Here is an 11,550-nt window from a genome sequence, read left to right as displayed (position 1 = left end):
ATTTTTCTTTGTAAACTTGAGCATTGTAGGTGCCTAATCTAAATTTGTGGCGTGATCGAGATGTGTCATATATTGGGCTGACTGTGGTATAGGAGCAAATATGTTCGTCGTTTTGGTGGAAGATGATCCTTATATTGCCCAAAGTATTGTGGCAGCACTCGAATTTTTAAGTATTTCAGTCGAACACGTGAATAACGCGCGCGATGCCGATTACTTCATACGTCATAGTGCGGTAGATCTGTGCCTGCTCGATTTAGGTCTGCCTGACCAAGATGGTTTACAGTTACTCGAAAACTGGCGTAAAGATGCCATTCATATTCCAGTATTGGTATTAACCGCGCGGAATCATACTCAAGACTGCGTACAGGCGCTCAACTTAGGAGCAGATGACTACCTAACTAAACCTTTTGAATTAAATGAACTGATTGCCCGTGTATATGCATTAAGCCGCCGTCATCGTGGTTATTCATCGAACCAACTGCAAAGTGGTCAGTTACACATGAACCTCGATACACAAGAAGTCAGTTGGCATTCACAAAACATTCAGCTTTCACGCCGTGAATATAGCCTATTGGAAACCTTTTTACGGCATCCGAACCAAATCTTAAAAAATGAAGAACTGATAGATAAAGTGTATGGCTTTCAAGACAGTATCGAAAGCAATGCCTTAAATGTGCATATCTACCATTTACGGCATAAAATCCACCCCGATTTTATTCAAACGGTGCGTGGTGTCGGCTACATCTTTAAACCTGAGCTGCTGACATGAAAAACTACAGTCTGAAATGGCGTTTGGTATCGACCATCAGCTGTGCATTTATTTTGCTGTGGGTGATTGTCTTTGCATGGCTCTACCATGACTTGGAACAACGCTTACAAAATACGCTGGATGAACGACTTTCTACCTCAGCCCGTATGGTCGCCCGCCTGATTCAGCAACTGCCCCTAGAACAACTCACAGAAAGTTTGCATGCCGAATCAGAAAATGCCTTGCTACATAGTTTAATTGCTTGTGAAGTCTCTATTTTCCGTGCCGATGTTTCATTACCACAGCATGTGATTGCACGCACTCAAGGCGCACCGAAAAATTTAAAAAACCAACAAGTCGGTTTCAGCACATGGACAGAAAATGGACTGCAATGGCGTAGTTATGTACTGCGTGAAGGTGAAGTTCAGGTGGTGGTGGCTGAAAAAATTCAGTTACGGCAAAACCTACTTAAACAAATTTTACAGTCGGTACTGATTCCTTTACTGCTTACTTTGATTATTTGTATTTTGCTAATTTTGTGGATTATCCGTCTGGAGTTTTTACCGCTCGATCACATCACCCGCCACTTAATTCAGAAAAAACAATCTTTAGATGAAGCTTCTCGTTATTTAATTGAACTGAGATCACAAAAAATTCCTAAAGAAATTCAGCCTTTTGTCGATAACTTATTGATGCTGATTGAACGCCTACATAAAAGTCTGGAACACGAAAAAAACTTTAGTGCATTTGCTGCGCATGAACTGCGCACGCCGTTAACGGCTATTAAAACGCATGTGCAACTGAGCCAATTGATGTTGAATCAAACCGCATCTGCCCAAGATACAGCCAAAGTCATCGACAATTTAAAACACGCAGAACGCAGCATCCAACGTTATCAACAACTTTTGGAACAACTGTTATTGCTCAGTCAAACTGAAGCAGGTATTCAAGCGGCACATAGCCATGCAGATATGCGTAGCGTATTAGAAACAGTCTTGTCGGAACTGACTGTGGAATATCCCAATTTATCAGCGAAATTACAGATTGATTGGGCGAGTTTGGTAGCACAACACATTAATATTCCAGCGCCTGCGTTGCACATGGTACTGAAAAACTTGATTCAAAATGCTTATTTGCATGCAGAGGATGCGCCAAACATTCAAATTTATATGCAAGACCTGCAATTGATCATTGCAGACCAAGGCAAAAGCCTGAATGAAGATGATTTTACCATTCTGACTCAGCGTTTTTGGCGTAAATCTGCGCATAAACAAGGCTATGGCTTAGGTCTAACTCTAGTCAAAGTATTATTAGAGCAATATGGCTACCTACTTCAATTTCAGGCTAACCAACCGCAAGGTTTAAAAGTGATTGTCAGTTTTGATGCAGCACCTTCTGCAACAGAGAAACAACAGACGGATTAAGCTTTTCTGAGCTTTAACAGCAAATAAAGCAAGATTCAGAACAAGATCACTTAACTTTTGCCAATACCGAACATATTGCTCTACTTTACGATAACGCCATTTTTAAGGTGATTTTTGAAATAAAAGGTCAATGCGTTCTAAAATTTTATCTATGATGTAGATGCTGCGGGCTATTGAGTAGAAGAACATTGGCTAGAAAAAAATTGCTGAAACTTTCATCACCGTTTTTTTGTTCGATACCACGTCATATTTTTAAATGAGGTAGATATCCGTGCAGATCGTGCATGTGCTTGGTCTTGTGATCAATCTACAACTTAATTAAAGTGTACATAAAACCAACAGCACCCCACTCAAAATATAATACGCAGCGTAGGAGCATCTATTCCAGACTAAAATATAGATAAATATATCAATCAAAGCATTCCATTTAAGCTCATGTTTTATTTAAATAAAGTTGAATTTTTAAAATATCTTATTATCGAAATGATCTTTCTATCGAATCCATAACCACTTGAACGATGATCACAAAACGTATTAGATGATCCACTGCAGTTTGTGTGGTCATCTACTTTGAATGAACTGAAAAAATGGAATCGCCATTTTTTATAAACAGCAAGGAATTACATACTATAAAGAAATGCGATATTGATGTTGGTTGTTTTCTGGCTTTGACATTCCGAATCAAACCAGTTCAAGTCACTCGCTTGATCAGTCGTTACAGAAAACAAATGAATAGATTTGGTCAGTTGTTTTAGAATATAAAAATCAGCAAAAAAAACTAAAAATGTAATTTTTTAACATTGCGAATTCCCTGCAAAGTTTTCATTATAGAGCCTCATTTTGGCACACGCTTTCTACGTCAAATTAAACAAATTACAAAAAAAATGTGGAATTTTATGCCATAATTAGCAAACTTTGCAGACATCTTGCAAAGTATTATTGCAATTATTTATTGGAGCAAGCGGAATGATTTCGACCATTTTGGTTATTCATGGACCGAATCTAAATTTGCTAGGAAAGCGTGAACCCGAAGTTTATGGTTACCTCACTCTTGAGGATATAAATCAACAGCTCATTTCACAAGCGCAAAAAGCATCAATTTCTATAGATACTTTCCAAAGTAATTGGGAAGGCGCAATTGTAGACCGAATTCATCAAGCCGCGTTAGATGGCACACAATATATCATTATTAACCCTGCTGCATTAACGCATACCTCTGTTGCGGTACGTGATGCCTTGTTAGGGGTCGCTATTCCATTTCTTGAAGTCCATTTGTCGAATGTGCATGCACGTGAGGCGTTTAGACATCATTCATATTTATCAGACAAAGCCATTGGTGTGATTTGCGGTTTAGGCGCAAAAGGCTATGCCGCAGCACTCGACTTTGTTCTTGAAAAAATTCAACCTACTACACAATCTTAAACTAGGAATACTGTCCATGGATATTCGTAAAATCAAGAAACTCATCGACTTGATGATTGAATCTGACTTACAAGCGATTGAAGTTAAAGAAGGCGATCAGTCGATTGCATTAACTCGTCGCAGTCCAGTAGTAGCGGCAGCAGTTCCTGCAATGCCTGCACCTTCTGCAGAAGTACCATCTGCACCTAAATCTTCACCACGTGGTGCTGTTGAAACTTCTCCAATGGTTGGCGTGTTCTATGCAGCACCAAGCCCAGGTGAAGCACCATTTATTAAAGTGGGTCAAACTGTTTCTGCTGGTGAAACGCTTGGCATTATCGAAGCAATGAAAATCATGAACCCAATTGAAGCAACTCAAAGTGGCGTGATTGAAGAAATTCTAGTTAAAAATGGCGAAGTGATTCAATTTGGTCAACCACTCTTCCGCTACCGCGCTTAAGACCTCGGGGATTCACAATGTTGCAAAAAGTTTTAATTGCAAACCGTGGTGAGATTGCCCTGCGCATCACCCGAGCTTGCAAAACTTTAGGGATCAAAACCGTGGGTATCTATTCAGATGCCGATAAAGACCTGATGCACTTACGCTTTTGTGATGAAGCCGTGTGTATTGGTCCGGGTGCGAGCAGTGAAAGTTACCTGAATATTCCTGCAATTATTACTGCAGCAGAAATTACAGGTGCAGATGCCATTCACCCTGGTTATGGTTTCCTTGCCGAAAATGCCGAATTTGCTGAAATTGTAGAAAGTTCAGGTTTCATTTTCATTGGTCCACGCCCTGAGCATATTCGCTTAATGGGTAACAAAGTTTCTGCAATTACTGCAATGCGTAAAGCTGGCGTACCAACTGTACCGGGTTCAGCACACGCCGTTACACCACACAATGCTTTAGCTGAAGCCAAAGAAATTGGTTTCCCGCTCATTGTAAAAGCGGCTGCTGGTGGTGGTGGTCGTGGTATGCGTATTGTAGAGCGCGTAGACACCCTGCTTGAATCAGTTCAAGCGGCTCAACGTGATGCAGAAATGTGGTTTGGTGATGACACGGTCTATATGGAACGTTTCTTACAAAAGCCACGTCACGTAGAAGTACAAGTATTGGCTGATGGTAATGGTCACGCGATTCACCTTTATGACCGCGACTGTTCTTTACAACGTCGTCACCAAAAAGTTCTTGAAGAAGCGCCTGCACCTAACTTACCAGAACAAGCACGTGCCGATATTTTAGAAGCGTGTGTTAATGCATGTAAATTAATGCAATACCGTGGTGCAGGTACTTTCGAATTCTTATTTGAAGATGATGAATACTTCTTCATTGAAATGAATACACGTGTTCAGGTTGAGCATCCTGTAACTGAAATGGTGACAGGCATTGACATCATTGAACAACAATTGCGTATTGCTGCAGGTCTAGGTTTAGACATTGAGCAAGATCAGGTTGAAATTCGTGGTCACGCAATCGAATGTCGTATTAACGCAGAAGACCCAACCACCTTCGTACCTTCACCGGGTAAAATTGAACACTTCTATGCCCCAGGTGGTGCAGGTGTTCGTGTAGATTCACACATCTACGAAGGTTATAGCATTCCGCCGTATTACGACTCAATGATTGCTAAACTGATTGTGCATGGTAAAGATCGTGAAACCAGTATTGCGCGTATGCGTCAAGCCTTGGATGAAACTATCTTAACAGGAATTAAAACCAACATTCCTTTGCACAAAGACTTGATTCTGCAAGATAAAAACTTCTGCAAACAAGCAATGGATATTCACTATCTTGAAAAGCATTTGCTAAAGCAACTTGCTGGCAATGAAGAAGAAAAAGCATAAGTAATTAAGGTTGCTTAAGTTTAAAATAAAGAGCTGATGATTCAACGTCAGCTCTTTTTTATTGTTGAGAATAAAAGCTAAACCGTTAATCTATGCAGATCAGTATGAATAAAAAACCAATACTCCAAATGGAGTATTGGTTTAAAAATTGATTTAAAAACTGAGATCATTTTAGATCATCGAATGATGCAAAATACTAGACAAGATTAATCTAAAAACTCAGTCATTAATGCCAATACTTCTGCGGTTTTTTCAGCATGCAACCAATGCCCTGCATGAGCAACTGTTTCAACTTTTGCGTGAGGAAACTGTGCTTGAATAGCGGCATAATGCTCAGGTAACTCAATATAAGGTGAATTACCGCCACGAATAAACAAAGTATTGACATCACTATGCACCGTCTGCCATGACAAAATTTCGGCATAATGTTCATGTAGCGCATTTAAGTTAAATAACCATTGCCCTTTGCTAAATGACTTCATCAAAAATTGCACAACCATTTCTTCTTGAAGATGCTCACGCATAATTTCCATTGCCGCTTGGCGACTTTCAACTTGTGCATCTTGCACAGCAAACAAGGCTGTAAAAATTTGATCGTGACGATTTTCAGGATAAGCAAAAGGACAAATATCCAATAAAACCAATTGCTGTAAACGCCCAGCAGCCAGAGGAGCTAAAGTCATTGCAACTTTACCGCCCATTGAATGCCCAACCACAGAAAGCTGTTCGATATTCAAGCTGTTCAACGTTTCTAAAACATCTTGTGCCATTGCTGCATAATTCATGTCATCACAATGCGCAGACTTACCATGATTGCGCACATCTAATTGAATTACGGTGCGCTGTTCTTGAAATGCACGTGCGAGCATGCCTAAATTACTCAAACTACCAAATAAACCATGAATAAAAACCAAAGGTGGCAATGTAGATTCAGGCTGATTTTGCGTGATTTGATAATTTAACAACATAAAATAGACTCTAAACTTGAATTCAAATGATTGATCTATTTAATGAGTTTTGAGTTTATAAATCAAATTTTATATGTGCTTTTTACGGTGAAACTTATAATATTGCTTAGGCTATTTGTGTGAGCCTAAGCAATAACATACAAGATGAACTTTTCTTAAAATTTTATTTAAAATAATTCAAAGGCAACTTCAAATAACGAATGCCGTTGGCCTCAGGTTGTGGGAACTTACCTGCGTCCATATTGATTTGAATTGATGGCAGAATCAATTTAGGCATCGTTAAAGTAGCATCACGCTGAGTTCTCATCTCAATAAATTCAGCTTTGCTTACCCCTGTATGAATATGAATATTCTGCTCTTTTTGAGTTTTGAGCAGTGTTTCATGTTCATATTGTTCACGTGATTCTGGTAGATAATCATGGCATAAGAACACTCGTGTTTCTTCAGGCAATGCGTATAGCGTTTGCACAGAATCGTACAACTGCCCTGCACTGCCTTTCGGGAAATCACAACGTGCCGTACCATAATCAGGCATAAACAAAGTATCACCTACAAATACAGCATCACCGATCACATAGCTTAAACAAGCAGGCGTATGCCCCGGTGTAGGGATGTTATAGGCTTGTAATTCACCAATCGTAAAAGTTTCATGATCGTCAAACAGATAATCAAATGATTGATGTGAATTGAAATACTTGATATCCAAGTTATAGATAGCACTAAATGTTTCTTGCACAATCGAAATTTTATGGCTCATGGCAATTTTACCACCCAACTGCTCTTTTAAATATTGAGAAGCTGTCAGGTGATCGGCATGCACATGCGTTTCTAAAATCCATTCAACCGTTAATTCATTTTTTTGGATGTAAGCAATGATTTCATCGGCATGAATTGTTGAAGTAGTCGCAGATGCAGGGTCATAATCCAACACGCTGTCAATAATGGCACATTGACGCGTTACAGGATCACTTACCACATAACTGAATGTATTAGTATTTTCATCAAAAAAATGCTGAATATCTGCGTGCATCTTATGCTCCTGCAACCTTACGATGAATGAGAATCCCCACCAACATTGCAACAATGAAATAGATTGCTTGATAATAACCTAAACCAATCAAGGTTAGACTTGGCGCTGGACAAATTCCTGCAACGCCCCAACCGATACCAAAAATAAAACTACCTGTGATCAGTTTAGAGTCAATTTGAGTTTGTTTAGGCAAATCAATTGGTTCATTTAAAATGGTTTTTGGTTCAGCTTGGCGCATAATTCTTTGGAATGGAATAAAGGCAACCGCAATTGCACCCATCATAACAAATGCCAGACTTGCATCCCATGTACCGAAAAGATCGAGGAAGTTTAAAACTTTTTCAGGATTCGACATACCAGAAAGAATCAATCCAGCTGAAAAAATACCACCGAAAACAAAGGCTAAGAAATTTTTCATTTAGAATGCTCCTGTGATATGGCGGATAACATAAACGGTAATAAAGCCAGCTAACATAAAGGTAGCTGTTGCTGCAATGGAGCGCTTAGATAAACGACTCATGCCACAAATACCATGTCCACTGGTACAACCCGAACCCAAACGAGTACCGAAACCAACCAACAATCCCGCCACAATCATCATCAATGGGCTTGCATTCAATTCAACTTTAGGTTGAGCCACGATGCCATAGAAAAAAGGCACAATGAAAATACCTAACACAAACCACAATGCAGGCGTTTTGAACAGCGTTTGCGGATTTAATACTTGAGCCAGTAAACCACTAATGCCTGCAATACGACCATGAACATATAAATAGCCCACGACTGCAAGACCAAGCAATCCACCACCGATTAATGCCAGCAGATAATCATGCATTTTGAACACCCAAAACAATATATGTTTTTATAATATATTATTGTAATTATTATTCAACTATTCTCTTGTAAGTTTTGTAAACTTCATCTGACTATTCGTCTATGTTTGCGATGTGAGAGAGATTTCGCAAGTTTTTGGCTGATATTAAGTCATAAGGCAGAAAATTTAGTCATTCTAAATGACTGCCTCATAACGTAATAAAGATATATCAAAATAGACAGCAACGACAAAAGTTGAGGGCATTAGACTCATTTGTGAGCAAGCGCAATAAGTTCTTTTTTATGCCGACGAATTACACGTTTAGCAGCATCTAACATAATGCGATTGGTAGTCTCATCATCACCAAAGTCAATAGGTTTAGCTGGACACATTGGACGAGCTTTTCGATCTTCGATTGTGTAGTCTTTAAGACGCTTACCCATACTGCACCTCTCAGAATTTCTTAACTTTCACTAATATAACATAAAATTTAGTTTGTTAAAAAATCATCAATACGAGTTTTTAATTACCCTATTTATTGCTTAAAGATAACTTTTTTTGTTATTAAATGGTCGCTTGGAACAAGAATCACTGAGATGAAACGAATAGGAATAGTTGCTACATTCATACAAGAACAAGCATCTGTGTGCTTTGGACTCAAAACAATATAAAGTTCAACATATCATGCATCTACAATATCTACAAAATTAGCATTTAAAACTTTTGCCAAATCGCTTGGTGTTAAACCAATATCTAATCCCCGCTTCCCTCCACTCACATACATAGTTGCAAGCTGTTGAGCGGATGCATCAATCACTGTTTTCAGTTGTTTCTTCTGCCCAATTGGACTAATGCCCCCAACCAAATAACCTGTCAAACGCTCAGCATCTTTAGGATCAGCCATGTGTACTTTTTTACACTGAAAAGCAGCCGCAACTTTTTTAAGATTTAATTGGTAATGGACAGGTAAAATCGCCACAAAATAATGCTTATCATCACTGACCAATAAAGTTTTAAATACTTCTGTGACATCTAAGCCTAACTTCTCCGCAGCTTCTAAACCAAAACTTTTAGCATTATGATCATGTTCATATTCATGCATAGAAAATTGAATTTTCTTGGCTTTTAAAAGTTTAGCTGCTGGAGTCATTGAAAAAATACTGTAAAAAACGATGCTCAAATTATACGCTTGATTGAGATTAAAAGTGAATTCGCTTAGGCCATTTTTAAATATAGAAGTAACTATCGAAAAAATAGCCTAAAATCATTAACTTGGTTTACGTGAATTTTCAACCAACACGTTAGCTAAGCGCTGTGCATGCGCAATCACGCGATCCAACCAACGTTGTGCCGCCAACAACTCTAAACCTGTCGCAGCATTGAGCTGATTCACGGCAATATATTGCAGCACTTTTTCACGGTTTTCGGCACGTTGATCTTCTGTCCATTTTTTCAAATTAGATAATTCGGTATTTAGACTTAGTACATGTTTATGCACATCAAAATCATCCATTTCTTTTAGATGTTCATCAAGAATTTGTACAAAATCTAAGCCAACTTGATAAATTGCAGGTTGGGTGCGTATTTCTTTTGCTAAAGTAATATTTTCCAAATCACTTCGTAAAACACGTAAATACACCATCAAACGAAGCATCGCCATTAAACGCTGTTGATCGGCTTCATTTTCTGAAATCGACATTTCTTCCAAATAGCGTTGGACTTGAATGAGTACTTCATCTAGCTGTAATAAACGTACTTTTGAAGGTAATCTTCCCTCTTGGATAGCCAGTTTTAGCATCACCAAAACGTCATACAAACTATGGTAAATCACCTTTGATGCAGCATGAATAGCCAAGGCGGGCACAGATAAACTCGCTTGATCGAGATAACATAAAACCGATTGAGTTTGATCTGGGATAATTTTCATAATCAGTTTTTCGAACTGACGGATAAAAGGCAAAATAATCAAAGTACCAGAAATACTGAATGCTGTATGAAATGCAGCAACAATCACCACATTGTCCCATGTTGCCATAAGACGTTGATTTTGTGTTAGCTCAAGAAATAACGGTTTTAAAATAATAAAAGCAAAAATGGCTGAAATGATGTTAAAAATCACATGAACCGCTGCAGTACGTTTGGCATTTGCAGTTGAACCAATTACAGCAATAATGGCTGTCGCCACCGTACCAATATTCTGTCCAATCACCAAACCTAAAGCCTGTTGCAAATCAATCGCACCACTGGCCAATGCTGCTAAGGTCGCGGTAATTGCAGCACTTGAAGATTGCAACAGAATGGTCATGATAATACCGACCAAAACCAAACTGAGTTGCGCAATCAAAGATCTACTTGAAAATACTGATAAATCGACACGTTCAGCAAAACCTGACATGGCAACTTGCAACATATCAATGCCAAGGAAAATCAGACTAAAACCTGCCAATGTCATTCCAAATAATGCAACTCGCCCCTGACTAAATAATTTGAGCATTGCACCCAAACCCAGCAAAGGTAATGCAAAACTGGTGATGGAAAATTTAACACCTAAAAATGCCACCATCCAACCCGTACTGGTTGTGCCAATATTCGCGCCAATAATGACACCAATTGCCTGAGCAAAAGTAAGAATACCCGCACTGACAAAACCAATTGTGGCTAAAGTCGTTGCTGTAGAAGATTGTACAATTAAGGTTAAACCGATGCCTGAAAGCACAGCTTTAATGGGTGAGCCTGTAAATTTAGACAACCAAATACGCAAAGTTTCCCCTGCCATATTTTTTAAGCTGTCTGTCATCATGGTCATACCAATCAAAAATAGACCAATACCACCACATAATTGTACAAAGACTTCTAACACACTTACTCCCTGTGCAATAAGCAATTTTCAAAGTGCTAAAAAGCCGATATTGTACGTACTTTTATCTTAAAATTGCAGTTTATTTGTTCTATTCCAATAGTTTATATTAAATAAAAAACTTGTCATCAATTTGACATATTATTAAACCTAAGGATAGATCGGACTCCATTGGTTTATCCAATCATTCGATAAAACAAAACGAAACCTCTGTATTATGCTGACACGATACAATTCAAATCTGTGAATGGCTTGACTAGGTCAATCGCTCACCTCAAAATCAGTATATATACTCACATACGCCAAAATGACAGATATAGTTTTAATATGATTTTTCTCTGTACACGACAAATTTCACAGAACCCTTATCCTATCAGGATTCTGCTTTCTTAAAATTGCCAAAATTTCCTTAAACTCTTCTTTTTTCCCAAAACCAATTAAACGCTGAATCGCCATTTGAACA

12 protein-coding genes are annotated in these 11,550 nt (G+C 38.5%); 5 read left to right on the top strand and 7 right to left on the bottom strand.

Annotated features, from left to right (window positions below; all coding sequences use genetic code 11):
• Window positions 1-100 precede the first annotated feature (100 nt).
• The 5 genes from FTU70_RS03555 (at window position 101) to accC (ending at window position 5,418) form a co-directional block, all read left to right on the top strand.
• On the top strand, window positions 101-769 hold the full coding sequence (locus FTU70_RS03555; RefSeq protein WP_104851944.1) for a response regulator transcription factor: 669 nt from the start codon (window positions 101-103) through the stop codon (window positions 767-769).
• Window positions 766-2,172 (top strand): ATP-binding protein, encoded by a 1,407-nt coding sequence (locus FTU70_RS03550; protein WP_104851943.1) that lies wholly within the window; start codon window positions 766-768, stop codon window positions 2,170-2,172. Before FTU70_RS03555 ends, FTU70_RS03550 begins: the two co-directional genes overlap by 4 nt.
• 966 nt (window positions 2,173-3,138) lie before the next feature.
• Entirely contained in the window at window positions 3,139-3,594 is a 456-nt protein-coding gene (aroQ, locus tag FTU70_RS03545; RefSeq protein ID WP_179994446.1) for a type II 3-dehydroquinate dehydratase, read from the top strand.
• Between the two features lie 16 nt (window positions 3,595-3,610).
• Complete coding sequence (accB, locus tag FTU70_RS03540) at window positions 3,611-4,033, top strand: acetyl-CoA carboxylase biotin carboxyl carrier protein (RefSeq protein WP_004973838.1); 423 nt, start codon at window positions 3,611-3,613, stop codon at window positions 4,031-4,033.
• A 17-nt stretch (window positions 4,034-4,050) separates the two neighbouring features.
• Window positions 4,051-5,418, top strand: coding sequence for an acetyl-CoA carboxylase biotin carboxylase subunit (gene accC / locus FTU70_RS03535; RefSeq protein WP_004973841.1), 1,368 nt, complete (start codon window positions 4,051-4,053; stop codon window positions 5,416-5,418).
• Between the two features lie 206 nt (window positions 5,419-5,624).
• Here accC and FTU70_RS03530 read toward each other — a convergent pair whose 3' ends face one another.
• The 7 genes from FTU70_RS03530 to FTU70_RS03500 form a co-directional block, all read right to left on the bottom strand.
• Complete coding sequence (locus FTU70_RS03530) at window positions 5,625-6,386, bottom strand: alpha/beta fold hydrolase (protein WP_180060040.1); 762 nt, start codon at window positions 6,384-6,386, stop codon at window positions 5,625-5,627.
• A 163-nt stretch (window positions 6,387-6,549) separates the two neighbouring features.
• Window positions 6,550-7,416, bottom strand: a complete 867-nt coding sequence (locus tag FTU70_RS03525; protein ID WP_004973849.1) for an MBL fold metallo-hydrolase — start codon at window positions 7,414-7,416, stop codon at window positions 6,550-6,552.
• A gap of 1 nt (window position 7,417) precedes the next feature.
• Window positions 7,418-7,834 carry a DUF6691 family protein gene (locus FTU70_RS03520; RefSeq protein WP_004973852.1) on the bottom strand — a complete coding sequence of 139 codons (417 nt, stop codon included), beginning with the start codon at window positions 7,832-7,834 and terminating at the stop codon, window positions 7,418-7,420.
• On the bottom strand, window positions 7,835-8,251 hold the full coding sequence (locus FTU70_RS03515; protein ID WP_004973854.1) for a YeeE/YedE family protein: 417 nt from the start codon (window positions 8,249-8,251) through the stop codon (window positions 7,835-7,837).
• 248 nt (window positions 8,252-8,499) lie between these two features.
• The gene (locus FTU70_RS03510; RefSeq protein WP_004973856.1) at window positions 8,500-8,673 is read right to left on the bottom strand and encodes a hypothetical protein; all 174 of its coding nucleotides are present in this window, start codon (window positions 8,671-8,673) and stop codon (window positions 8,500-8,502) included.
• A gap of 239 nt (window positions 8,674-8,912) precedes the next feature.
• A complete protein-coding gene (ybaK, locus tag FTU70_RS03505) occupies window positions 8,913-9,380 on the bottom strand; it encodes a Cys-tRNA(Pro) deacylase (RefSeq protein WP_004973860.1) in 468 nt (155 codons plus the stop codon).
• 117 nt (window positions 9,381-9,497) lie between these two features.
• Complete coding sequence (locus tag FTU70_RS03500; RefSeq protein WP_167845994.1) at window positions 9,498-11,090, bottom strand: Na/Pi cotransporter family protein; 1,593 nt, start codon at window positions 11,088-11,090, stop codon at window positions 9,498-9,500.
• Window positions 11,091-11,550 lie beyond the last annotated feature (460 nt).

The organism is Acinetobacter sp. YH12135, from assembly GCF_013418565.1.
Taxonomy (GTDB): domain Bacteria; phylum Pseudomonadota; class Gammaproteobacteria; order Pseudomonadales; family Moraxellaceae; genus Acinetobacter; species Acinetobacter towneri.
This window is presented reverse-complemented; position numbering and strand designations above follow the sequence as displayed.